A 24861-nucleotide genomic window follows, 5' to 3' on the forward strand; every position below is an offset into this window, starting at 1 on the left:
GGGCTTTAAGCGGTTACACGCTCGATGGCATCGATCAGCTTGGCGGGGTCGAAGGGCTTGACGATCCAGCCGGTGGCACCAGCCTGGCGGGCGCGGTTCTTCTTTTCCGCATCGCTTTCGGTGGTCAGCACCAGGATCGGGATCGCACGGTACTTCTCGTTGCGACGCACACCTTCGATGAAGCCGAAGCCATCGAGGCGCGGCATGTTGATGTCGGTGACGATGACATCAGGATTGGATTCTTCGAGAACTTCGAGGCCTTCAACGCCGTCTTCAGCCTGGATCGTCTCGAAACCTGCATTGTTCAGCGTTACGAGAAGCATGTTTCGGATGGTGCGAGAATCGTCCACCGTCAGTACTTTCTTCTTCATTGCCGGATCTCCTTGGCAAGCAGATGGTCGATATTGACGCCAACCAGCTGCATGGTTTTTTGAAATGCGTCGGACACCTTCGAGAAGGTGATCGACTGCTTGTCCTGGTCCCAGGTCTTCTCGGCGGCCATCAGAACCTGGGCGCAAAGAGCGCCGATGCGTTCGACTGCCGAAGCATCGATCGCCAGAGGGTTTCCTCGCATGGAGAGAAGCTTGTCGCGCAATGCGGAAGCCTCATTGAGATCAAGAACCGCTGGCAACTCCAGCGTCTTGGCACTCTTCTTTGCTGCCATCAGCTTTTCCTTGTCCCCTTGTCCCCAACCCGCGAAAGCGAGCCGGCGTCATAATCCGATAGGTTAGTAAACATTCCGCCCACCTCCGGCGCTTGCGAGAGGCTGAAGCATGCTGAAATCGTCATTTTCGTAATCGTCTTCGACCACTTCCGGGCGAGCTGCGATCGCAACCGTCCGGGAGGCAGAAACACCCACCTGATGAGGCCGGGTTGCATAGGCATTTTCCCGCGCAATGCGGAATTCGCGGATCGTCTGGCCGAGTTCCAGAATGACCGTATGAAGATGATTGGCGCCTTCGGCTGAACGTTCCGCAAAGCCGGCATTGTCGGCGACTTCGCCGCCGAGGCCCTTAACGTCTGCGGTCACGGCTTCGAGACCGGCGGCGTGTTCACCCGTCTCGCCTGCGATGCCAGCGATTGCGGCATTGATGTCGGTCACCTGACGGACGATGCTGGCAATCGAATCCTGTGTGCGGCCGACCATCTGCACGCCGGCATCCACCTGTGTCTTGGTGGTGGTCACCAGCGTCTTGATTTCACGGGCAGCTTCTGCGGAGCGCTGGGCGAGCGCCCGCACTTCCTGCGCCACGACGGCAAAGCCGCGGCCGGATTCGCCGGCGCGGGCAGCTTCGATGCCGGCGTTCAAAGCGAGCAGGTTCGTCTGGAAGGCAATCTCGTCGATCGCACCGATAATTTGGCCGATCTTCTCCGCAGACTGTTCGATATCAGCCATGGCGCTGATCGCGCGGCCGACGACCTCACCGCTTTCCTCGACGGCCGCACGCGTCGCGGCAGCAGCCTGTTCGGCGGCTCGGCTGCCGGCTGCACCCTCGCGGACCCGCTCGACGATGCCGGCAAGGGCGGCGGCGGAAAGCTGCAGCCGCCCGGCCTGACCGGAAGCATTGCCGGCGAAGCTACGGGATGCGCCGGCGAGCGATTGCGTTGCGGCTTCCGCCTTCGCATTGCGTTCTGCAATTGCGGCAAATTCCGTCTGGAGGTTGTCGAGTGCGGCGTTCAGCGCGGCGGCAATGTCGGTGTGAGCGCCATCGACCGGTGCGCGCTGCGTCAAGTCCCGGGCTGACAGGCCTTCGATGACATCGCTGAAGATGCGGGCGACTTCCGCTTCACCTTCGGCACGCTGATCGGCGAGTGCGCGCTGCTGCGTGGAGCGCAGCGCATTGAAACGCAGCGAGACGGCGATTTCGACATCAACCATGACGATGCGGATGATTGAGGTCATCAGGTCGGTGATCTCGCGAGCACGCCGCTTGGCCGACGGCAGTACCGGGCGACCGGCCAGCTCATCGGCCAGACCGGAAATCACGTGTTCCAGCATGACGCCGTGGCCGGCCACGTGCCAGCGAGGGTCGAGGCCGATCTTGCTTTCGGTATCGGAGAGAACCTTGACGCGTTCTGCATAGAGGCTGTCGAATCGCGCATCCGTGAGCACGTCCCAGTGCGAGGACTGCAGGTCGTGGAGACGCTCGATCTGACGCTCGCTCTCGAAATTGCGCGAGGCATCCGGGAAGGACTGGAAACGATGGAAGAGATCGCGCAGGCCGGCCTTGAGATGGGCTTCGAGGGCGGGACGGTTACGGCGAACCATCTCGCACTGGTCGGTGTCGAGGCCGGCAAAGCGCAGGCGGTCGCGCAGGCTGCCTGCCTGTGCTCCACGAGCCTGATCTGATGGCATATCCTGCCTCAACGCCTATCCCCAACCACTTTCCGGGCGAACCCGGCCAAAAACCTTCGCAGATTCCGATGAATGCGATACGCAGAGGTGCTCTTCGCCACCGGTCGCAACCGAGGGACTGAAGCCTCCTGATCAGCAATTCTGTTTCGGAGCTGCCTGAAGAAGATGGATACCGGATCGACCCGGTACGGCGGTACGGCGTCATGCCTGGTGGGAACGAGTGCATCTTCCCATTCCGACGTGTACCCCAATGTTTATGGTTAATTCCTTGCTTGAAGGTTAATAAGCCATTCCCGCCGGTAGCTTTTGAGACAATTGGGAGAGTTCACCTAGTAAATACTGGCGCAGAGTTGCATCGCTGCTACAAGGCACACGCAAGCTTTATGTTATAGACCCGTTTTATAGAGCCTGACATGACGTCAATAAGGAAAGAGAAATGATAGTTCTCGGAATGGGTTCCTGCCTGATCGCCCTCTCGATCGCCGCAGCCGTTGCCCTCCTCGACCTGATCGCGACACACCGCGACAACCGCACGCTTCGCGTCTTCTAAGAGGTCACTGCGCCTTAAATCTACCTTTACCTTTCCCGTTGGCAGCCCGGCACCGTTGGTGTATCGACACGCGCTCCTGTGTCAGCGGAAGTAAGGGATTATGTCAGCTCGGACCGGCCTCATCATCATATTGGCGTTTACGATCTTCCGCATCGTGACGCTGCATTTCGATACGACGGACCTTTTCGTCGATGAGGCGCAATACTGGTTCTGGTCGCAAAATCTCGACTTCGGTTACTATTCCAAGCCGCCGATGATTGCCTGGGTTCTCAGGATCTTCACCGAGCTTGCCGGCTCCAGCGACATTTACTGGCTGCGGCTTCCCGGCCCCCTCTTCCACATGGCGACCGCGCTGGTGCTGATGAAAATGGCGAAGCGCTTCATCGGGCCTGAGATCGAAGGCTGGGTCGGCGCAACCTATATCACGCTGCCGGCGGTTGCGCTTTCTTCGGTGTTCTTCTCCACCGACGTCATCCTGCTCTTCTTCATAGCCATTGCGCTCATTGCCTATTTCGAACTGACGCAGCGCCGCTCCGTCGGGCTTGCACTTCTCATGGGTGTCGGTGTCGGGCTGGCGTTTCTTACGAAATATGCCGTGCTCTTCCTTGTGCCCGGCGGAGCGATTGCGCTGCTGCTCATTCCGTCGGCGCGGATTTCGGTGCGCGATTTCATCATCGCGGTCGTCACCTCCTCGGTCATCGCGTTCCCGAACCTGTGGTGGAACCTCCAGCACAACAATACGACGGTGCGCCACACGCAGGATATCGCCCACTGGAACGATCTCGGCAGCAATATCCGCGGCGGGCTGGAATTCTTCTCCGCGCAGTTCGGCGTCGTCGGCCCGATCGTCTTCTTCGCTATGCTCTGGGCCGTCTGGAACATGATCCGCGGCCGCAGTGAACCGCGTGAGAAGATGCTCGTCTGGCTCTCGATCCCGGTCGTGCTGCTCATTACCCTGCAGGCAACCGTCGCCAAGGCCTATGCCAATTGGGCCGTAACGGCTTATGTGGCAGGTATCGTGCTGGCGGTCTGGCTGCTTCACCGCCTGTGGCCGAAGGGTCTCAGAACCTCGCTCACCATCAATGGCGTTGCCTGCCTGCTCTTCCCCTTCGCAACGATCTTCGCACATCAACTGGTGCTGCCAAACGGCAAGGAAGTCATGCAGCGCTATCTCGGCCGGGCCGAAGTGAGCCGCGAGGCTGCTGATCTTGCCGCGCAGGCCGGCGCCGGCATCATCGTCACCGACAACAGGGACATGGTCGCCGATCTCTTCCACACGCTGAGAGCCGGACCCTACAAGATATATGCCCGTCCGCCGGCCGATCTGCCGGACAGCTATTACGAACAGGAATTCGCCCTCCCGGCCGATACCAGCGGGCAGGTTCTGTTCCTGACCTCCAAGCCGCTGAGTTGCGCGAACGAAACGCCGGAAATGCTGAAAAGCTGGCAGCCGGAAAAAGGCAACTACAGAGGCGATACGATCTATGTCTATAAGGTCGGTGCGGCCTGCCTGATGCAGCCCTAAGGCAGCTCAGTTCACCGGGCCGGGCAGGCAGAGGCCGGTTCCGCAGCCTTCTATTTCGATAAATTTTACGCCACCCTCCTCGAAGGCAAGGCGCAGCTGCGCCTCCGTCGCACGATGGATTTCGTGGTGACGGCCTTCATAGTCGCGTATCGTGCTACGGGAGACGGCAGCCTTCTCGGCGAGGTCCGCCTGCGTCCAATCAAGCAGACCACGAGCCGCGCGGCACAAAGCGGGCGTCAGAATTGTTTCTTTTGCACCTTGACCCATAATTTCAAACCACCCATATTGGTCAATATAAATCAAATATGTCATGTTTTGAACAGGATTTCCAGATCGGGAGAAAGCGATGCCCCACGATACGCCTTTGATTTCAACAATCGTCGGCGGCCTTGTGCTGGCATTTATCCTGGGCGCGCTCGCCAATCGCCTGCGCCTGCCCCCTCTCGTAGGATATCTTGTCGCAGGCGTTCTCGTCGGTCCGCACACGCCGGGTTTCGTTGCCGATCAGAGCCTTGCGCCTGAGCTTGCGGAAATCGGCGTCATCCTGCTGATGTTCGGCGTCGGCCTGCATTTCTCACTCAAGGACCTGCTTTCCGTGCGCGGCATCGCGGTGCCGGGTGCGGTCGTGCAGATCGGCTTCGCCACGCTGCTCGGCTGGGGTCTTGGTGCTTTCATGGGATGGCCGACGGGCGGCAGCCTCGTATTCGGCCTAGCGCTTTCGGTCGCCTCCACGGTCGTGCTGCTGAAAGCCCTGCAGGAGCGGCGTCTCGTCGAGACGGAGCGTGGGCGCATCGCCGTCGGCTGGCTGATCGTCGAAGACCTTGCCATGGTGCTTGCGCTAGTGCTCATCCCGGCGGCCGCCAGCATCACCGGCGATGGTCATGGCCCGGTCGAGCCTCTCTCGGCGGGCCTCAACCGGATTTTCGGCCTCGATCTCGGCGTCGGCGGCATCATCGCCATGACGCTGGTTAAAGTGGCGCTGTTCGTCGCCCTGATGCTGGTCTTTGGCCGTAAGCTCATTCCCTGGACCATGCACCGCATCGCTCATACCGGTTCGCGTGAACTCTTCCGCCTCGGCGTGTTGGCAATTGCTCTTGGTGTCGCCTTCGGCGCGTCCAAGCTTTTCGGCGTATCGCTGGCGCTCGGCGCCTTCTTTGCCGGCATGGTTCTCGCCGAAAGCGAGCTCAGCCATCGAGCCGCCCAGGAAAGCCTGCCGCTTCGCGATGCCTTCGCGGTGCTCTTCTTTGTCTCCGTCGGCATGCTCTTCGATCCGAACATCCTGATCGAGCGACCGCTGCCGGTGCTTGCGACGGTCTTCATCATCGTGATCGGCAAGTCGATCGCAGCCTTCCTGATCGTCCTGCTTTTCAAGAAGCCGGTCAGTACGGCGCTGACGATCTCGGCGAGCCTCGGGCAGATCGGCGAATTTTCCTTCATTCTCGCCGCCCTCGGCGTCGATCTCGGCTTGCTGCCGGAGGAAGGGCGCGACCTTATCCTTGCCGGCGCGATCATCTCGATCATCATCAACCCGCTGCTCTTCTTCGTCTGCGACCGCATCCGGCCACTGCTGGAAAGCCCGAAGCGCGAGGAACCGGCCACCGAGACTGCTCCGGCCACTGAGGTTTCGCCGGCACCGGAAGAGGCCGTGGCCGACAGCGACGAGGTCCATCCGACAGCGCTGAACCGCCATGCGATCCTTATTGGTTACGGTCGTGTCGGCAGCATCGTCGGCCAGAACCTCAAATCATCAGGCACGCCCTTCGTCGTCATCGAGGATTCAGACAAGCGCATCATTGAATTGCGCGCGCAAGGCGTCGAAGTCATCCCCGGCAACGCCGTTTCTCGCGAAACACTTGATCTCGCCAACATCGCCGGCGCCCGCAGCCTCGTCATCGCCATCCCAAACGCCTTCGAGGCCTGCAGCATCGCCGAGCAGGGCCGCACCATCAATCCATCGATCCTGATCGTTGCACGCGCCCATTCCGACGCCGAAGTGGACGAACTGCGGCAATACGGCGCCGACACGGTGATCATGGGAGAGCGGGAAATTGCGCTTGGCATGGTTGACCGGCTCGCCCAAGTGCATCATGACAGTGCACCCTATGAAGACGGACCTTCGGCTGGTACAATCGTGCCGTCGGTGGAGTATCCGCCGGAAAAAGAATGAGAGATTGCCGCGCCTTTGAGCCGATCTGGGAGTGAAATCGCCGATACAAGGGAGATGGTGCTGGAACAGCGCCGTCTGGCAAGCCGTATTGCCGCCTCCGTCGTCGTTGCGATCTTTGCTTATCTCGGCCTGCTTTTCGGCGGCAATATCGTCATCGGCCCGTCCGCAGCACCGAACAGCCTTTCCTCTTCCAGCCGGGATTCGCAGCAGACGCAGGTTACGGCGCGAGACGCCATCCGCGGCCTGCTGATCAGTGATCGCAAGGCCGCACCGAAACAATCGCTCCAGGATACCGGCCCGGCGGCGCTTACCATTGTTCCTGCATTGCAGTTCGCCGACTGGCGCGCTGCCACGGGGGCAGCTGAATTCGATGTCCCGCTGCCCATTGCGGCAGCCAGGGCCCACCAGCCGCGCGCACCGCCGCAAGCTGCCTGAATCACACGCCTTCGGGCGCTTCTGATCCATAGACATGCCGCAGCGCGGTTGCGCCGGCCCAAGCATTATCCAAGGATTTAAAACATGCGCAATTCACCATGGCTGGTGTTCACCTATACGGTGATCATCGTGCTCGGCCTGTTGATCGCCCTGCCGAATGCGCTGCCGCAGAGCGTGCTGCAGCGCATCCCCTCCTGGCTGCCGCACAGCCAGGTTTCTCTCGGTCTCGACCTTCGCGGTGGTTCACACCTCGTGCTCGAAGTCGATGAAGCCGACCTCACCAAGGAGCGCCTGAATTCGCTCCTGCAGGACGCACGCCGTGTGCTGCGCGAAAAGAACATCCAGCCGAAGTCGGTTGTCCGCAACAATAACAACATCGTTGTTTCGCTCGCCGATCCGTCGCAAAGCGATGCGGCCGTCACCCAGCTTCGCACGCTCGGCAATGTGATCGCCAGCGGCATCAGCGCCGGCCAGTCCGATCTTGCAGTCACAGCCGATGGCGGCAACATCACTATCGGCTTCTCCCCGGCCGGTATTTCGACAAACGTCGACAATGCCGTCACGCAGAGCCTTGAAGTCATCCGCCAGCGCGTCGACCAGGTCGGCGTTGCCGAGCCGACGATCCAGCGTATCGGCGCCAACCGCATTCTCGTGCAGCTTCCGGGCGCGCAGGATCCGTCCCGCCTTCGCGAACTGCTCGGCTCCACCGCCAAGATGTCCTTCCACATGCTCGCCCCGAACGGCCAGGCCGGCCCGGGTGTGACGATCATGAAGGACGACGAGGGTAACAGCTACCCGGTTCTCGACCGCGTCGAGATTTCTGGCGACCGCCTCTCGGATGCCCGCGTCAGCTTCGACCAGAGCCAGCAGCCGGTCGTCACCTTCCGCTTCGACAGCGCCGGTGCAACCCGCTTTGCCGAAATTACCCGCCAGAACGTCGGCAATCCCTTCGCGATCGTCCTCGACGACAAGGTGCTGAGCGCGCCCGTCATTCGCGAGCCGATCACCGGCGGTTCCGGCCAGATCTCGGGCAACTTCTCGACTGATAGCGCCAACACGCTCGCCGCCATGCTGCGCGCCGGCGCCCTGCCCGCCAAACTCACCGTCATCGAAGAACGCACCGTCGGCGCCGACCTTGGCGCGGATGCGATCCGGATGGGCCTCTATGCCGGCGTCGTCGGTTTCGCGCTCGTCGCCGCCTTCATCTTCGTGCTCTACGGCACCTGGGGTATTCTGGCGAACACCGCGCTTCTCATCCACACGATCCTGACCTTCTCGGCGCTGACGCTTGTCGGCGCGACGCTGACGCTGCCCGGCATCGCCGGCGTCGTGCTCGGCATCGGCCTTGCGGTCGACGCGAACGTCCTGATCAACGAGCGCATCCGCGAAGAAAGCCGCAAGGGCAAGAGCGCCTTTGCCGCCATCGACACCGGCTTCCGCCGCGCCTATTCGACCATCATCGACGGCAACATGACGGCGCTGATCGCCGCAGCCGTCCTGTTCTGGTTCGGCTCCGGCCCAGTTCGCGGCTTTGCCGTAACCATGGCGCTCGGCCTGATCATCTCGATGTTCACCTCGGTCGCCTTCGTGCGCGTCACGATGATCGAGATCACCCGCCGCCGGAAGATGAAGACGATCAACATCAAGCCGATGTTCTCCTTCTTCAGCCCCTACGACAAGCATATCCAGTTCATGAAGGCCCGCTTCCTCGGTGTGACCGTCTCCGCATTGCTGTCGATCGCCTCGATCGCACTCTTCGTCTATCCGGGCCTCAACTACGGCGTCGATTTCCGTGGCGGTATCCAGATGTCGGTGAAGACACAGGACGCTGCCGATCTCGGCCGCTTCCGCGAAGAACTGAACAGCCTTGGCCTTGGCGAAGTGGCCCTGCAGTCCTTCGGTGACAACAACACCATGCTGGTACGCGCGCAGCGCCAAGAAGGCGGCGAAGAGGCACAGACGGCAGCCGTGACCAAGCTCAAGGCCGAGATCGTCAAGATCGACCCGTCGGCAACCGTCACCGGCACCGATGTCATCGGTCCGAAGGTCAGCGGCGAGCTTGCCTGGGCAGGTATCCTGTCCGTCGTGATCGCCAGCCTCGCGATGCTGTTCTACATCTGGTACCGCTTCGAATGGCCTTTCGCCGTCGGCGCCATCGTCACGCTCGTGCTCGACGTGACGAAGGTGATCGGCTTCTTCGCGCTGACCGGTCTGGACTTCAACCTGACGGCTATCGCCGCCATCCTGACGCTCGTCGGCTACTCGGTGAACGATAAGGTCGTCGTCTACGACCGTATGCGTGAAAACATGCGCCTCTACAAGTCGATGCCGCTGCGCGAAATCATCGACAAGTCGATCAACGAGACGTTGGCCCGAAGCCTCTACACCAATGCGACAGCCTTCCTCTCGCTCCTGCCGATGGCAATCTGGGGCGGTAGTGCGGTGGAAAGCTTTGCAGTGCCGATGGCTTTCGGCATTCTCGTCGCCGCCGCTTCCTCGGTCTTCATCGCAGCACCGATCCTGCTCTTCCTCGGCGACTGGCGCCGCCGCCATGCCAAGGCAGTGGCAGCTTCGAACGATGCAGCCGTGGAAATCATTCCGCCGGATGCAGGCCAGCCGCGCAAAACGGCAGGCTAAACCGTCGATATTTAAGGTGGACTTGGAGAGGGCGCCGGTTGCACAGCCGGCGCCCTCTTTCTATGTTCAGTTCAAAGAGATCGGGAGCACCGCGACATGTCTTCCAACCCGACGGCGAAAAAGCCGGAAGCCGGTTCCACCGGGGATCAGGAGGAGCGCATCAAACGCTTCCTCGCGACCGCCTCGCATGACCTGCAATCGCCGCTCCGCCATATCGCCATGTATGCGGAAATGCTGCTCGACGATCTGGAGCCGACGCTCGACAGCGAACAGCTGCAGAGCCTCAGGATGATCATGGACAAGGCCCAGACGGCGCAGAGGCTGACCAAGGCATTGATGAGCCTTGCGGGAACGACGCCGCAGATTACAATCGGTGACGTGCGCCTCACCGACGTTGCGCAAGAGGCCTGGAAGCAGTCGCTGGAGGAATTTCCGGTGAACGGCGCGGCACTTGATGCGGACAATCTGCCTCTCATCCGCAGCGATGCCGCACTTCTGACCATTGTTCTGAGGCACCTCTTCTCCAATGCGTTGACATATCATGGCGCCGCTGCGCCCCACGTCACCGTGACGGCCGCACGGGAAGGTGCGGACTGGCGCATCATCGTTGCTGATAACGGCTGCGGCATCGAACCTGCCTATCGGGAGAAGATCTTCGATGCCTTCTGGAAGCTGCCGAAAGCAGGCAGCGTGCCCGGACCGGGGCTTGGCCTGACGACCACGAGGGACCTGCTCGGCGCGTTCGGCGGCGATATCAGGCTCGACCATTCCGATGAGAGCGGCAGCCGCTTTGCGATCCGCCTGCCGGCTTAGGGCGCCGTGCGTCCATTCGGACGCACAAAGGACGCTCTAACTCTTTGAATCTACGCATCAGGCTTTCCGGTCAGATGCTGTAATCATCCTTCCAGAAATCCGGGACATCATAGGTCACGTATTCCCGGATGATGTGCTGTAGCGTCTGGACGTCGATCTCATCTTTGCCGATGCGGAAATCGACGCCGTAATCGGGGAATTCCTGGAAATAGTTACCAGATATATCGGTCGAGACGACACCGATCGGGCCGGTATAGCCGATGCCCCTGAGTTCAGGTACGGTCTCGCGAAAATCCGCATTCGGCAACAGGCGGTTGTCGAGAAGGATGAGATCGAAGCGAGCGGCCTTTATCTTGTCCAGCGCATCACCGATCGATTGAGAATATTCGACATCGACACGCGGTTCGGAGAGATCGGCGATCTTCTTTTTGAGCGAACGGAATTCGATAAACTCGTCATCGACGAATAATACCTTTACCGCATTCCTGCGCGTTGCTTCCGCACTCATCGTTTCAGCTTTCCCCGAAATGAAACCAGCTCACGAAACCAGACCGTTTCGCAACGCAATCGCCACCATATGAACGCGGTTGACGGCATCGAGCTTCCGGACGGAGGCCGTGATATGGGAATTGACCGTATGTTCCGAAAGACCGAGGATTATGGCGATCTCCGCAGAGGTCTTGCCTTCGCTCGTCCATTTGACGATTTCGGTTTCGCGCTGCGTGAGCCGACCGGATATTTCCTGCGTCAGGATTTCCTCATACAGCTTGTCGAAGATGCGCATGGCATCGAGCAGAATATCCGCCACCTCGCCCTGGTCCGGCTCCTGACGCTGGCCGGCGAGCACCAGGCAGTAGCGACGTCCTTCCGGCGTAAACAGTGGAATGAAAAGGAATGTGTTGCCGCTGAATTCATTAAAGACGAGGTCTGGCGGGTAGCCTTCTATCGCCGCACTTTTTCCATGCACCGGTGTCGTCAAAAACTGCGCCGTCCGCGCCTTGGCGGTTCCCAGCGCTTCCTTGAGGGTCTTGACAAAGAGGCTCATGCGCCGTTCGGCGACATTGGTGATGACGACATCGCGTTCGCCGAAAGGAGTTGCAGCCTCCGAAATGCGCGCCAGGGTAAAATTGTCGAAATTGTAGTGCTGTGCGGCCGCCTTCAGCAGGCGAAAAAAATCCGTGCGATTGATAGCCCGGCTAAGTTCCGGACCGGCATGAAAGGGAACTGCGGCAGCACTGGTCATTCCCACCATTCCTCCTCCCCAATTCTCATTCCGACGATCCCGAAATCTTGGGATATACGTCTTAAGCGCGAACAGCTACAAAAATTGCGAGATAGTTGATGATCGATAACGAAATGGGGACTTTCGATATCGCAGGCAGAGACATCTCAACTACAGGTGATGCGTAGGACAGTTTACTCGAATAGTAGCTCTTACCTAGGTATCCCAATCTCTCCGTATTCAACATCCATGGATGCGGAAGACAGTGCCAGAAGTAAGCGCGGGAGAGCCGGTCGGGCCATCAGCTAAGGGGTTGGCTGACGTTCGTGGCGGCGAACAGGGATCGGGCGGCTCTCTCAGTGCTTTTTGGTTTTCTTCTCTTCGGGTGCAGTTTGAAATGCACTGCCAGGCTTGTCAATTGTGCTTTCTTGCAGGCGTCGCGCACTTTTTGCATGCAAATAAATTGCGCTTTCTGCAATCACCGATTGCCGATGATCCTAGCAAAGTCCAGCGGCTTCTCAAGGTAGAAATCGGCACCGGCGGCAAGTGCCCGTTCTCGGTCCTCCACCGCATCCGAACCGCTGCACACGCCGAGCTGCATGGTGGAAAAGCGATCATCCTGTCGCAGCCGCGCGATCAGCCCGCTGCCGCTGTCGAGAGGCATGTAGAGATCGGCGATCAGTATATCCGGCGCGCCTTCGCCTCTTTCCAGACGCTCCTCAAGCGCCTCGAATGCAGCCTGTGCGGTCGGGAAACAGAATAGATCAACATCCACCTGTTGTTTCTTTCGGATATAGTCGAGATAGAAGAGATCATCCCTGCTATCGTCGACGTAAAACAAGATCGACATCTGGCACCACAATCCGGATATTGTTTCTGATGTTCTGCACTGTCCTTCACTGAGACATTAACGCCACTTCACTAAAATTCGATATCGACCTTTAGGGATTTACTGTCGTAAAAAGCATGTTTTGCGCAACAATCTGCCTATTGAGTATTCATAGATTTCGGAAAAGATGGCTCGCCAACAAGGACATGGCGGAGAGGTGATGCAGGTGCGGGATACTGCTACATCAGGACGAGACGGGGCGGAAAGCGGTCGCTACCGCATGGTCGCGCTCGTCATCGGCTACCTGCTGGTCCTGCTCGGCCTGACGGCGCTGACCGGGTGGCTGCTGGAGGTCGAAATCATCATCTCGATCGTGCCCGGCTTTCCGTCCATGGCATTCAATACCGCCATCTGCTTCGTGCTGTCGGGTATCGGGCTTGCCACGTCGATGGAGACAGGCAAGCCTAACCGCATCGTGCCCGTCATTGCCTGCAGCCTTGCCGCCCTGCTTTCCGCGGTGCGCCTAACAGAGATCATCACGCTCGGCCGCACGATACATAATGTCGATGTGTTCCTGACGCAGTTTTTCATCTCTCCAACCTTTGTCGAGCAGATCGGCGGCGGCATGGGGCCGAACACAGCGCTGATCTTCCTGATATCAAATCTTTCCATTCTCTTTGCGCTCTATGGGAAGGAGCCGCGCGGCCAGCTTGTACAGGAACTCACCAGCTATATCGCGATCACGCTCGGCATGATCGCGCTTGCCGGATACGTCACAGATGCCGAACAGGGATATCGCTGGGGTCCCTATGCCGCGATGGCCTTGCCTACGGCTATCGGTCTGGTGGCTTTCGGTTGCGGGCTTCTCGCCAGATCCTGGTGGATGTTGCCAACCAACAGGGCACAGATCCCCCTCTGGATACCGGCATCGATCTGTTTTACCGGCCTCATCGTCGATCTCTATACGCCGCTTGGCGTGGCAAACGGTATTCTCTATGTCCCGCTCGTGCTGACGGCGCTCTGGTTCGGTAATCGCAACGCGCCGATGTTATTCGCCTTCGTCTGCACTGTCCTGATCCTGCTTGGCTTTTTCGCCGTCAACCATGCTGAGAATGATTACTGGCGGGAAGCCACCAATCGCTCGATCACGGCAGCAACGCTCTGGCTGATTGCCATTTTCGTCTTCTATTTCATGCGCAACAGCCAGCATCTGGAAACCGAGCGCATCCGCTTCAGCGCGCTGGTGCGCAATACGCCTGACGCCGTGATCTCCATCGACGAGGTGGGGCGGATCATGAGCTTCAATCCAGCCGCCGAGACCATGTTCGGTTACACGCCGCAGGAAGTGATCGGCAACAATATCAAGATGCTGATGCCGGAACCCTATCATTCCGAACATGACGCCTATCTCGGCAATTACCGGCGCACCGGTGAGGAACGCATCATCGGCACGACGCGCATGGTCTCCGGCCGGCGCAAGAACGGCGTGGTCTTCCCAATCGACCTCTCGGTCAGCGCTGTCGTCGGCAGCTCGGGCAAGACCTTCGTCGGCATCGTGCGCGATATCAGCGAGCGCATGCGGCAGGAGGAGCGGATGAAGACGACGCTTGTGCAGCTCGAGGCATATACGGCCGATCTCGAACGCTCCAACCACGATCTCGATGAGTTCGCCTATATCGCCTCGCATGATCTCAAGGAACCGCTGCGCGGCCTGCACAATCATTCGCGTTTCCTGCTGGAAGATTATGAGGAGAAGCTCGACGAAGACGGCGTGCGCCGGCTTAACCGACTTGTCCGGCTCAGTCAGCGCATGGAAAAGCTCGTCAACGATCTTCTCTATTTCTCGCGCATCGGTCGCCAGCAGCTCGCGGTCAAAAGAACCGATATCGGTTCGATCATCCGCGACGTCGTCGCCACCATGGAGCTTTTTCTGGAGGAGCGGCATGCGAAGGTCGTCATCGACGGGATGCTGCCGGAGGTCGTCTGCGATGCCCCGCGGCTAACCGAGGTATTCCGCAACCTCGTCACCAATGCCATCAAATACAACGACAAACCCGTGCCGCTCATCAGCGTCGGCTATCTGGAACGCTATGCCGGCAAGGACGGGACGACGGCCCGCAACGTCTTCTACGTGAAGGACAACGGCAAGGGCATACCCCAAGAATTCCACGAGGATATTTTCCGCATTTTCAAACGGCTTGAAAAATCGCAGGATTCCGAGGACGGCACCGGCGCAGGGCTCACCTTCGTGCGCAAGATCATTGGGCGTCACAATGGTGAGATATGGCTGGAGTCGGACGTCGGAATCGGCACGACATTTTACTTTACTTTGGGAAGGAAGCGCGAGGGCCAGAATGCTGCAGCGTGACACGCAACCGATCCTCATCGTCGAGGACAGCGAAGACGATTTCGAAGCAACGATGCGGGCCTTCAAGCGCACCAATCTGCGCAACCCCATCCGCTGGGCAGCCTCCGGTCAGGAAGCGCTCGACGTGCTCGCCACCATGGCGCCGAAGCCCGGCCTCATCCTGCTCGACCTCAATATGCCGGGTCTCGACGGGCGCAAGACACTTGAGGCGATCAAGTCCAATGCGCATTGGCGCAAGATCCCGGTCGTGATCCTCACGACATCGGACGACGAGCGCGACATCGAGGGCTGCTATGCGCTCGGCGCCAACACTTATGTACAGAAACCGGTCGATCTCGACGGACTGTTCGCCGCTATCCAGCGGCTCAAGGAATACTGGTTCGAAATCGCAATCCTGCCCCTAGAGGACTGACGTTTGGCGGAAGACTGCTGCGTTCTCATCATCGATGACAATATAGACGACCGGGAAGTCTATCGCCGCATGCTGGCGCGCGTCTCCGGCACGAACTATACCGTGATCGAGGCCGAGAGCGGTGACGAGGGTCTCGCCCTCAACAGCCAGAGACACCCTCACTGTATTTTGCTCGACTATTCGCTTCCCGGCCGCGACGGCCTTGGCGTGCTCTCGGAAATCCTCGCCCAAGATGCGGCCGCGAATGTGGTGATGCTGACCGGCCAGGGCAACGAGACCGTCGCAGTTGAAGTGATGAAAAGCGGTGCGCGCGACTATCTCACCAAGGATGCGCTTTCGCCCGAGACGCTACATCGCTGCATCCAGAACGCCATGATGCATGGTGCACTGGAGGCAAAGCTTGAGCAGAAGCGGCAGTCGCTCGAAATCTTCACCCGCGCCATGGCGCATGATCTCAAAGAGCCGCTACGAACGATCAAATCCTTCAGCCGCATCCTGCACGGCTCGGCCGAGCTGCCGGCCGAGGACCGCGAGCTTCTCGATTATATCCTCAGCGCCGCCGATCACATGGAAGACCTGATCGTCAAGGTCTCGGGCTTCACGAAACTGGAGGTCTCGAGCGAGCTCGAGCTCAAGCCGGTTTCGCTGTCGGCCGTGCTCGATCAGGTGGAGCACAATCTGCATCAGCAGATCGAAAGCCGGCAGGCGATCATCATCCGCGGTCGGCTGCCGGAGGTGATGGGCGACGCGACGCTGCTGATCCAGCTTTTACAGAACCTCGTCTCCAATGCGATCCGCTATTGCGAGGATATCGTTCCGGAAGTGCGCGTTTCGGCTATAGCAGACAGGGGGATATGCCGCCTGACGGTCGATGACAACGGGCCCGGAATCGACCCTAATCATCGTGAGCTGATCTTCCAACCCTTCAAGCGCCTCGTCGGCCGCGGCATCGAAGGCACAGGGCTCGGGCTTGCCATATGCCGTCGCATCGCGCAGCTGCATGGCGGATCGATCTGGTGCGAGGCGAAGACCGGCAGGGGTGCGACCTTCCTGCTCGAAGTACCGCTCGCGAAGATATCAGGCGATCAGCCGGCCACCAGCGAACAGCCACAGGCGGCAAAAGCATCCGACCATACGAGCGAAAGCCGCGGCAGGCTCGCCGAAGTGCTGCTGGTGGAAGACAGCCCGGCCGATATCCAGCTTCTGAAGATCAAGTTGATGCGGCGCGAGAAGGTGAACTTCAACCTGCATGTGGCGACCAACGGCCGCGAGGCGATGCGGCTTCTGGAGCAGCGCGCCGGCGTTCCCGGCGAGCCGCAGATCGATCTGATGCTGCTCGATATCAACATGCCGATCATGGATGGTTTCGAAGTGCTGAACGCGCTTTCAGCCGATCATCGGTTGAATAGGATTCCGGTCTGTGTGCTCAGCACGTCAAGCGACGAAAGCGACATGCAACGGGCAAAAGACCTCGGCGCGCTCGCCTATATGATCAAGCCGCCGACGCTGCAACAACTCGAAGAAGCATTGGAGGAAGTCGACACGCTGGAGCTCCTGCCGCGTGGTGACGCACTTGTGCTTTTTGCGGAACAAAATTAGAGAAAAGGTCATTGGCAACGTATGACGCTAGCAACGACCCTCATACTCGCGCTTCTGGCCTCGCCTTTTCAATTCGGGCTTTCATCCATGGCTTCAGGCATACACCATATCACGCTGATCACCCGCAAGGTGCAGGCGAATGTGGATTTCTACGCCGGATTCCTCGGCATGCGGCTCGTCAAACAGACGGCCGGTTTCGAGGACGCCACACAGCTTCACCTCTTCTATGGCGATGCAGAGGGCAGTCCTGGCTCGCTCGTCACCTTCCTCGTCTGGGAGGACGGAGCACTCGGCCGGGCTGGCTACGGTCAGATCAGCGAAATGTCGCTGGCGATCGATCCGACCAGTATCGGTTACTGGCTGACGCGTGCCATGCGCTTCGGCTTCCGCTCGGAAGGCCCCGCGGATGAATTCGGCGAGCCGGTGCTGCGGTTGAAGGACCCCGACAATGTCATCGTCAAGCTTGCCGGCGCCAAGGATCTGAAGTCGCCGGCCGTCTGGAATGGTGGCGATGTGCCGATCGAGCATGCCGTGCAGCGCGTGCGCGGTGCGACCATGCTGACCGAAAAGCCGAACGAGAGCCGCCATTTCATCGAAAGCCATTTCGGCTACAGGTTCCATGCAAATCGCGGCACGATCGACCGCCTCGTCTCCCAGTCGGGCGATATCATCGACGTGCGCGATGCGCGTGGCTTCTGGTCCGGCGCGCCGGGTACCGGCACCGTCGATCATGTGGCTTTCCGCGCAGATGACGACGAAGCCGTGCTGGCCGTCCACAAGGCGCTCGAAAAGGAAAACGCATCGGCGACCAATCTGCACGATCGCAAATACTTCCGCTCGCTCTACGCCCGCGAGCCCGGCGGCACGCTTATAGAGCTTGCCACCAACCAGCCGGGCATGATGGTGGATGAGCCGAAAGCTACACTCGGGACCAAGCTCTTCATTCCGCCGAAAGATTCGATCACCAATCTCAGCGACCTGAAGGTCGTGCTGCCGCAGTTTTCCATGCCCGGTCAACCGCGCATCAATTATCGCGACCTGCCTTTCGTCCATCGTTTCTATACGCCGCCCGATCCCGACGGCAGCGTCTTCGTGCTGCTGCATGGCTCCGGCGGCAACGAGACGACGCTTATGCCGCTGCTGAACAAGGTCGCGCCACGCGCCACCCTTCTCGGCGTGCGTGGGCGCGCGACCGAGGAAGGCTTCCCGCGCTGGTACAAGCGCATCACGCCTTTCTCCTTCGACCAGGACGACATCAAGAACGAAGCCGAAGCCTTCGCCGCCTTCATCGAAGGTGCGGTCAAATCTTATGGTCTCGATCCGAAGAAGATCGTCTATGTCGGCTACTCAAATGGCGCTAACCTTCTGAATTCGCTGCTCTACCTGCACCCGAACCTGGTGCACAAGGCTGTGCTTCTGCGCTCCATGCCGGTGCTCAGCGCCTATCCGCATGCCGACTTGAAGGGCACGGACCTGCTTGTCATCAGCGGCAAGATGGATGCCTACGGCAAATATGCGAGCGAGCTGGAAGAGCGGCTGAAGACGTCGGGTGCGACCGTCGATTCCGACGTCATACCCGGCGGTCACGATCTCGGCGATGCCGACGTGCCGATCATTCAAAAGTGGCTGCTGCAGGAAAGCAAACTGCAGGGAACCCAATAAGCTACCAGTGGAAGCTGTCTGGGCATGATGCCGGAACGGCATCCCCTGCCGTCGGCGCGTTGCGATCGATCCCGTAGAGCCTTGCAAAACCGGCGTCTTTCAGGAGATGGGTACCCGCCGGCATGACGTCGCCGACATTCTGATCGACGACGTCGGCGTTGACGACCAGGATAAAATCGAACTTGCTGCGCCAGTCGACAAGATAGGGCGTGAAGCTGGCGGCCTCCGCCATCAGACCTGGACAGGACAGAACGCCGGTTGAAAAGAGATTTCCTTCCGGTACCGAGCGATCTGACCAGGATGGAAGGACGGCAAGAGGCTGCTTGCCCTGCGCGCTGAAGAGCGTCGGAACGAAAGCATGCGCCAGTGGAATCGCCAATGTCGGCAGATGCCGAAACGTATCCTCGGTGAATGCGTAATGCCGCTGATCGAGTTTTATCTCAGCAAAGGCCGGATCGTGCTGCAACGGCAGGATCGCGGCGCCCGAGGGAATGGCTTCAAGCACCTTCGCTACGCTCGTAACATCGACCTGCCCCCGCCACCAGTTGAAACCGATCCAGGCAGTCCGGCCAAAGACAGCGACATTCAAGCCGAGGAACAGGATGACGGCCCGACGGCGGCCGATCTTTTGAAAAGGGCAGATCATCACCATGCCGACAAGGGCGGCCATGATGGGGAAGCGCCAGCTTATCCAACCGGTGCCAAAAGCATGCCGTGGCGAAAGGATGGATAGCACAAGAAGGCCTGCCACGGTGATAACGAGCCCTGCATGAATGCGCATGTTTTTCGTGGCAATCGCCCTGCTGCAAACGAGTAGAATCGGCACAAGGAAGATTACATCGACGAGCGCAACATAGGTCCAGACGGCCGACAGCAGATTGAAAACCAGCAGCACTGGGCCGTCGTTCCAAGCAGCCACGATGCCGCCCACATGACTGCCTGGGAGGTCGGCGGTCAGCGCCAGCGCGACCGGCGGCAGCAGGCAGGCGATCATTGCCGCCGCGAGCCTGCCGGCAAGGTGCAGGACCGCCGAACGAGATTTGAGGACATCAAAGCGCCAGGAAAATTCCAGTCCGCAGACGATCGCCAGAAAAAAGCCTACAGAGAATATATGGACGACGGTGAGCAGCAGCGATACGGCCACCCGCCATAAGAAGAGCCTGACTGCAGACCCGGACTCCAGGCGGTGGTCCAGCGTTGCAAACAACAATGCAAGGCCGAGGCCTATCTGGAAATTGATGAAACCGCCGACCAGCGTGGCGCACCAGGCGAGATAGAGCATGCCGATCTGCCAGTAATAGCTGCCGCCGAACAGGCGCCGATGCAGTACGATGGCACCGAGCGGCGGCAGGACAATCGCCAGGAATAGCAGGACGCGGGCGAGCAGTGAGACGCCGATGACGGGACCGATGAAGCGGGCGAGCAGATCAATGCCGACATTGGTGAAAGTGCGGTTCCACTCGATCGCGTAGATTTCGGGGAAGGGTGCTTCCTTTATGCCGCCGGCAAGCAGCCACATACGGGCATAGTGGTTTGCATAATCGAGGAGCGGCGGAAATTTGAAGAGAGCGACAAGGATGGCGGCAAGGGCCATGAAAGCCAGCAAGGGCGCAGTCGAAGCCTGCCGCGCAGCGACTTCCTGCGGCTTTTCCGCCTTTTGAACTTCAGCTGAAAATACCTGATCAAGGTTCGCCATGGCCGATCCTGCCCAAACTCCGGGACAGATCTATCAGCCAATGGTCAAGCTTCCTTTAAACGGGATTATCCGCGCCGTGCGACCGTGATACCGGCAAGAACAATCAGGCCGCCCAAGGCCTGCATTGCCGTGATCGATTCGTTGAGCAGCGCCCAGGCGAGGATGGCCGCCACGACCGGCTGGAGAAGCAGCGTCAGCGAGGAGAAGGCTGCCGGCAGATAGGCAAGCGCATAGGCGATCGCCACTTGCCCGCCGGCATGGCTGACGAAGGCAAGGCCGAAGACCACCGACCAGCCGTAAAGGCTTGCCGGCAGCATGTGGCCTTCGAAGAAGAACGCAAGCGGGAAGACGCCGACTGCGGCAGAGGCTGTGCTCCACAGCATGATACGGATCGTATCGAAACGACTGCGCAGCGCGCCGATCGCCAGGATGTAGCAGGCATAGAAGAAGGCGGCGATCATGGCGACGCCATCACCGCGCAGGTCGCCATTTCCAAAGGCAGCAGGCCCGCCCTTCAGCACGACCACGCCGGCCAATGCCAGGATGAGGCCGAGCACGAAGACGCGGGTAACCTTGGTGCCGAAGAACAGAAAGCCGATGGCGGTCACGAAGACCGGCGCAAGGTTTGCGAGCAGTGTCGCATTCGCAACCGAGGTCATGGTGATCGACAGATGCCAGGCCGACAGATCAAGCGCCAACACGGCGCCCGGCAGGATCAGCATGCCATAATCGGCAAGGCTCTTCGGCTTGGGGCCGGTATCCTTGCGCAGAAGCGAGAACATGAAGATCGGGATCAGCGCCAGTGCCACACGCCAGAAGGCCGTTGCCATCGGCCCGACCTCGGAAAGCCGCACGAAGATCGGCGATCCACCGATCGCCGCGCCGCCAATAATAAGGGCGACTAGCGGGAGACGGCTGGAAGATGGAGTTTCGGAAACGGAGGAAGCGGCCTGCGACATGATCTCGATGCTTTCTGCGCGGCCGATCTCAGCCGCGACTGACGCAGCGACTATCAGGAGTCGCGCCTCGAAGACAGTCAGAGAACGACAGATCGATCAGAAATAGGTCGCCAATTATCTCGCGGCTGCGGCTTTCAGTTTGTCTGTGATCTCGCGGGCAACGAAGACCGTATGTTCGGTGATCTGCGGCAATCCCATCAATTCACCGAAGGTTCCACGCGCAAGCGGACCGGAAATGAGCAACGAGGGGATCGCCTGACCATCCGCTCCGAGCGCTTCGGAACGCTCGGAGCAAGCAAGTCCGAGACCGGTGGGATCAAGGACGAGATAGCCTTCGCGCTCGAGTTCACCGAGCCAGGGTTGCGTCTGCAAAATACCACCATGTGCGGGACCGGTCGTGACGATGACGGCATCGAACGTTCGTTCCACTCTTTCGCGGGCATGCCGCGGCTGCAGGGTGATGCGGATCGTTTCACCCTCGACCTTGGCATCGGCGACGGATGCTGCAAGCACTTCCAGCCGGCCGGCTTCGATTGCTGAATCGAGCACCGCCTCCACCTGCGGGGCGATGCGGAAACGGTGAACATCCCAGTAGGACCTGAGATGCCGGACGATGCGCCGCCGCTCGGCGACCGGCAAAGCGCGCCAGAGATCGTGCCCCTGGGAGCGCACCTGATCGATGACGGCATGCCAACTCGAGCCCTGCTCGGCTGCCTGGAGAATGGTCAGCCGGATCTTGCGCAACAGCGCGACTGCCGAGGATGCGGGATCGGCGATGAAATCGCCAAAGGGTTCCTGCAGAACCGCGGCATGGCCGCGAGAGCGCAGGCCGCGGCGAGAAATCGCCACAACAGGACCCTCATGGCCGTTTCGCGCAAGCGAAGCGATCACGTCTGCCCCCGTCAGCCCGTTGCCGATGACGAGAACTCTGTCCTGCGGCCGCACGACCTCAAGGGAACCTGGTTTCGTGGTATCGGCAACGAAACGAGGATGATCGCCAAGAATAGCCGCCAGCCTGCCCGGCGCCACCGGCGGCGGATGGCTGGTGGCGATGGCGACAATATCGGTCTCAGTGCGCCCGCCCTTATCGTCGAGGATCACCCAGCTATCACGCTGGCGGCGGATGGCCGTCACTGTGGCGCGGCGATGAGTGATGGCACCCGACTTCAGGAAGGGCTTCAGAAGTGCACCGACATAATCGCCGAACACGCGCCGGCGCGGGAAAAGCTGGCCGTTCTCGCGCGCAGCCTCGGGATCGTCGCGCACGGCATTGTTCGCCTCGATCCAGCGCTGGAACTCCTCCGGATCATCGGGCTGCAGGCTCATCTTGGCGGCCGGCACATTGATGCGGTGCGCCGGATCGGCGGTGTCATAGGCAAGGCCACGGCCCAGCATGGGGCGCGGCTCGAAGACCACGATATCGGGTGCATCGGCGCCGGCAAGCTTCAGCAAATGATAGGCGACACCCGCCCCGGAAACGCCGCCGCCGATGATGGCGACGAGCGGCCGCTGGGATTTCTGTTCGTTCGAAGGTTCTGTCTGGAACTGCATCTCAGCCGGCGTCATTTCAATCGATGCCGGAGCATAGGTGGAGCCCGGAGGCCACGCAATGCTCCGGTCCCATTGTCTATAATTTTCATGCAGAAACCTGCGGCGACCCGATCAGCCGGAGATCGTGGTTGCGAAATCCGGAGTGCCTCTGATGGTGTTGCTGACGGTGCAGATTTCGTCTTCGGCCATATGTGCAATCTTGCGGCGCGTTTCCTCGTCGATATCGCCCTTGATGGAGAAGATGATGTTGAACTTGGCGACGCGCGACAGCCCTTCCGCCGCCTTTTCGCCGGTCACATCAGCGGTCATCTCGGTGATCTTGTCGAGGACGCCGAGCTGGCTTGCCGCCATGCGGGCACTCAGCACGAGACAGGCCGAAAGCGAGGAATAGAGCAGGTCGAGCGGGTTGAAGCCCGGCTGTGATGGGCTGGTGACGATATCGATCTCACCGCCGGTGACCGACGTAACGTGCGGAAAACCGGTACGACCAAGAACGGCACTTGCACCTGTGGGACGGGGACGCGCCTTGAGATCGGCCATATTGTAATCCTCTATTGAATAGAGCTTTCAGATAGTGTCTCGGCCGCAAACCCGCAATGCGGCGATTTTGATTTTCGTTGCACCGCTCAGCGGAACCTTTCCTCTGTTCAGCGGTTTTTTCACCTGAAAAACCTCATGAAGGCAGGACTTTCCCATGCCCGGCATCCGCAAGATCGACCGCAAACGCAGCAGTATGGATGCGCGCGACCGGCTGATCGTCGCGCTCTATGCCCAGCTCAAGGCCGAGCGGGAGACACGTGAGACGCTGGAATGGGCAATCCGCAACGGTGCGGTATCCAAGGAAGTACTGGAGGCGATCGCCGCCGATCCGGTTCCTGTCGTCACCAGCGAGGATATAGCATCGCTTGAAAAGATCATCGCGCTTGACGAGCGGCGCAGCCGCTCGTCCCGGCAATGAATGACCAGAACGGCTGACAAGGAGGAAAGCACATGGCCGACATCACCTATCAGATCGTTCCGCATGACAATGGCTGGGCCTACAAGCTCGGTGATACATTGTCTGAACCCTATGCCACAGCAGAACAGGCGATGGATCGCGCAAGAAACGCAGCCGCGCGCCAGAAGATCGGCAAGGGCGATGCGCTGCTCGCCTACCCGGCGCCGGATGGAAGCGGCTGGAAATTCCAGCAGATCGACACCGACAAAAGCAACAGCAGGCTCTGAACGGAGGAGACGATGGCGGGACGCGCAAGCTGGAAGGGCCATCTAAAGGTCGGCGACCTTGCTTGCGCCGTTGGCCTTTATACCGCCGTTTCCTCTTCCGAACGCGTCTCTTTCAACATCGTCAACCGCAGGACTGGCCATCGCGTTGAGCGGCGGTTCGTCGACAGCGAAACCGGCAAGCCGGTGGAGCGCGACGATCAGGTCAAGGGCTATCGGACGGAGAGCGGTGACTACATCCTCATCGAAGGTGATGAGATATCGGAGATCATGCCCGAAAGCGAGAAGGTGCTTGACGTGAAGGGATTCATTCCCTTCGACGGGATCGACAAGCTCTATTTCGACCGCCCCTACTATCTGGCACCAGTCGACGAGCATGATGCGGAAGCCCTCGCATTGATTGCCAGAGCCATGGTTGACGGCAGGGTGGCAGCTCTTGCCGAAGCAGTGCTCTTCCGCCGCAATCGCACGCTGCTCGTCCGCGCGCATGACGACCACATCATCGCGACCATGCTGAACTTCGACTATGAAGTGCGCTCGGCAAGCTCCGTCTTCAAGGACATTCCCGATATCAAGTTCGACAAGGAGATGCTGGAGCTTGCCGGCCATATCATCGGCACCAAAGAGGGCCGTTTCGACCCGAGTGAATACCACGACCGCTACGAGGCCGCGCTCGTCGAGCTGGTGAAAGCCAAGATCGAAGGGCGGGCGCCGCCGAAACGCAAGCGCGAGCCGGAGCGCAAGGTAGTCGATCTCATGGAGGCGCTGCGCCAAAGTGCGAAAATGGGCGGCAAGGCGCCGGCGAAGAAGCCTGCCGCACGCAAGACCTCTGATAGAACCAGCAGAAAAGCGAGCTGAT

General features: G+C 59.9%; 23 protein-coding genes. 12 read left to right on the top strand and 11 right to left on the bottom strand.

Annotated features, from left to right (window positions below; genetic code table 11):
- Window positions 1-5: 5 nt before the first annotated feature.
- The 3 genes from cheY1 to AC1DTN_RS00935 form a co-directional block, all read right to left on the bottom strand.
- The gene (cheY1, locus tag AC1DTN_RS00925; RefSeq protein ID WP_003570362.1) at window positions 6-371 is read right to left on the bottom strand and encodes a chemotaxis response regulator CheY1; all 366 of its coding nucleotides are present in this window, start codon (window positions 369-371) and stop codon (window positions 6-8) included.
- Window positions 368-664 carry an STAS domain-containing protein gene (locus AC1DTN_RS00930; RefSeq protein WP_007821057.1) on the bottom strand — a complete coding sequence of 99 codons (297 nt, stop codon included), beginning with the start codon at window positions 662-664 and terminating at the stop codon, window positions 368-370. Before AC1DTN_RS00930 ends, cheY1 begins: the two co-directional genes overlap by 4 nt.
- A 63-nt stretch (window positions 665-727) precedes the next feature.
- The gene (locus tag AC1DTN_RS00935; RefSeq protein ID WP_477919586.1) at window positions 728-2356 is read right to left on the bottom strand and encodes a globin-coupled sensor protein; all 1629 of its coding nucleotides are present in this window, start codon (window positions 2354-2356) and stop codon (window positions 728-730) included.
- A 650-nt stretch (window positions 2357-3006) separates the two neighbouring features.
- Here AC1DTN_RS00935 and AC1DTN_RS00940 point away from each other — a divergent pair.
- Window positions 3007-4431 (top strand): ArnT family glycosyltransferase, encoded by a 1425-nt coding sequence (locus AC1DTN_RS00940; protein ID WP_477919588.1) that lies wholly within the window; start codon window positions 3007-3009, stop codon window positions 4429-4431.
- 6 nt (window positions 4432-4437) lie between these two features.
- Here the strand turns inward: AC1DTN_RS00940 and AC1DTN_RS00945 are convergent, their stop codons facing one another.
- Window positions 4438-4743 carry a helix-turn-helix domain-containing protein gene (locus tag AC1DTN_RS00945; protein WP_113323607.1) on the bottom strand — a complete coding sequence of 102 codons (306 nt, stop codon included), beginning with the start codon at window positions 4741-4743 and terminating at the stop codon, window positions 4438-4440.
- A gap of 34 nt (window positions 4744-4777) precedes the next feature.
- On the opposite strand from AC1DTN_RS00945, the gene ybaL reads away from it, so the two are divergent.
- The 4 genes from ybaL (at window position 4778) to AC1DTN_RS00965 (ending at window position 10483) form a co-directional block, all read left to right on the top strand.
- On the top strand, window positions 4778-6598 hold the full coding sequence (ybaL, locus tag AC1DTN_RS00950) for a YbaL family putative K(+) efflux transporter (protein WP_477919590.1): 1821 nt from the start codon (window positions 4778-4780) through the stop codon (window positions 6596-6598).
- A gap of 54 nt (window positions 6599-6652) precedes the next feature.
- Window positions 6653-7033: a hypothetical protein gene (locus AC1DTN_RS00955; protein WP_477919885.1), complete on the top strand. Its 381-nt coding sequence runs from the start codon at window positions 6653-6655 to the stop codon at window positions 7031-7033.
- Window positions 7034-7117: 84 nt separating this feature from the next.
- Window positions 7118-9670, top strand: a complete 2553-nt coding sequence (gene secD, locus AC1DTN_RS00960; protein WP_477919592.1) for a protein translocase subunit SecD — start codon at window positions 7118-7120, stop codon at window positions 9668-9670.
- Window positions 9671-9766: 96 nt separating this feature from the next.
- Window positions 9767-10483, top strand: coding sequence for a sensor histidine kinase (locus tag AC1DTN_RS00965; protein WP_439014075.1), 717 nt, complete (start codon window positions 9767-9769; stop codon window positions 10481-10483).
- A gap of 70 nt (window positions 10484-10553) precedes the next feature.
- On the opposite strand, the gene AC1DTN_RS00970 is transcribed toward AC1DTN_RS00965, so the two are convergent.
- The 3 genes from AC1DTN_RS00970 to AC1DTN_RS00980 all read right to left on the bottom strand — a co-directional run bounded on the left by AC1DTN_RS00970 (window position 10554) and on the right by AC1DTN_RS00980 (window position 12555).
- Complete coding sequence (locus AC1DTN_RS00970; protein ID WP_007821076.1) at window positions 10554-10991, bottom strand: response regulator; 438 nt, start codon at window positions 10989-10991, stop codon at window positions 10554-10556.
- 30 nt (window positions 10992-11021) lie between these two features.
- Window positions 11022-11726 carry a response regulator transcription factor gene (locus AC1DTN_RS00975; RefSeq protein WP_439014074.1) on the bottom strand — a complete coding sequence of 235 codons (705 nt, stop codon included), beginning with the start codon at window positions 11724-11726 and terminating at the stop codon, window positions 11022-11024.
- Window positions 11727-12183: 457 nt separating this feature from the next.
- A complete protein-coding gene (locus AC1DTN_RS00980) occupies window positions 12184-12555 on the bottom strand; it encodes a response regulator (protein ID WP_439014073.1) in 372 nt (123 codons plus the stop codon).
- A gap of 259 nt (window positions 12556-12814) precedes the next feature.
- Between AC1DTN_RS00980 and AC1DTN_RS00985 the strand changes: the two genes are divergently transcribed.
- The 4 genes from AC1DTN_RS00985 to AC1DTN_RS01000 are packed head-to-tail and all read left to right on the top strand — an operon-like array spanning window position 12815 to window position 18575.
- Window positions 12815-14902: a sensor histidine kinase gene (locus AC1DTN_RS00985; RefSeq protein WP_477919886.1), complete on the top strand. Its 2088-nt coding sequence runs from the start codon at window positions 12815-12817 to the stop codon at window positions 14900-14902.
- On the top strand, window positions 14889-15314 hold the full coding sequence (locus AC1DTN_RS00990) for a response regulator (protein ID WP_007821084.1): 426 nt from the start codon (window positions 14889-14891) through the stop codon (window positions 15312-15314). The genes AC1DTN_RS00985 and AC1DTN_RS00990 overlap by 14 nt, the downstream gene beginning before the upstream one ends.
- A 3-nt stretch (window positions 15315-15317) precedes the next feature.
- The gene (locus AC1DTN_RS00995) at window positions 15318-16913 is read left to right on the top strand and encodes a response regulator (RefSeq protein WP_477919595.1); all 1596 of its coding nucleotides are present in this window, start codon (window positions 15318-15320) and stop codon (window positions 16911-16913) included.
- A 21-nt stretch (window positions 16914-16934) separates the two neighbouring features.
- Window positions 16935-18575 (top strand): VOC family protein, encoded by a 1641-nt coding sequence (locus AC1DTN_RS01000; RefSeq protein WP_477919597.1) that lies wholly within the window; start codon window positions 16935-16937, stop codon window positions 18573-18575.
- A gap of 1 nt (window position 18576) precedes the next feature.
- Here AC1DTN_RS01000 and AC1DTN_RS01005 read toward each other — a convergent pair whose 3' ends face one another.
- The 4 genes from AC1DTN_RS01005 to AC1DTN_RS01020 form a co-directional block, all read right to left on the bottom strand.
- Window positions 18577-20271: a hypothetical protein gene (locus AC1DTN_RS01005; RefSeq protein WP_477919598.1), complete on the bottom strand. Its 1695-nt coding sequence runs from the start codon at window positions 20269-20271 to the stop codon at window positions 18577-18579.
- Window positions 20272-20336: 65 nt separating this feature from the next.
- Window positions 20337-21230, bottom strand: a complete 894-nt coding sequence (locus tag AC1DTN_RS01010) for a DMT family transporter (protein ID WP_477919600.1) — start codon at window positions 21228-21230, stop codon at window positions 20337-20339.
- A 114-nt stretch (window positions 21231-21344) separates the two neighbouring features.
- Complete coding sequence (locus AC1DTN_RS01015; RefSeq protein ID WP_439014070.1) at window positions 21345-22796, bottom strand: FAD/NAD(P)-binding protein; 1452 nt, start codon at window positions 22794-22796, stop codon at window positions 21345-21347.
- 96 nt (window positions 22797-22892) lie between these two features.
- Window positions 22893-23321: an OsmC family protein gene (locus AC1DTN_RS01020; protein ID WP_113321831.1), complete on the bottom strand. Its 429-nt coding sequence runs from the start codon at window positions 23319-23321 to the stop codon at window positions 22893-22895.
- A 154-nt stretch (window positions 23322-23475) separates the two neighbouring features.
- On the opposite strand from AC1DTN_RS01020, the gene AC1DTN_RS01025 reads away from it, so the two are divergent.
- From AC1DTN_RS01025 to ku, 3 genes are read left to right on the top strand one after another with little or no spacing between them, the layout of a single operon-like run.
- Window positions 23476-23739: a hypothetical protein gene (locus AC1DTN_RS01025; RefSeq protein WP_113321830.1), complete on the top strand. Its 264-nt coding sequence runs from the start codon at window positions 23476-23478 to the stop codon at window positions 23737-23739.
- A 32-nt stretch (window positions 23740-23771) separates the two neighbouring features.
- Entirely contained in the window at window positions 23772-24005 is a 234-nt protein-coding gene (locus AC1DTN_RS01030; protein ID WP_439014069.1) for a DUF2188 domain-containing protein, read from the top strand.
- 12 nt (window positions 24006-24017) lie between these two features.
- Window positions 24018-24860, top strand: a complete 843-nt coding sequence (gene ku / locus AC1DTN_RS01035; protein WP_439014068.1) for a non-homologous end joining protein Ku — start codon at window positions 24018-24020, stop codon at window positions 24858-24860.
- The last annotated feature ends 1 nt before the right edge of the window (window position 24861 follow it).

The organism is Rhizobium sp. 01T444 (assembly GCF_056398305.1).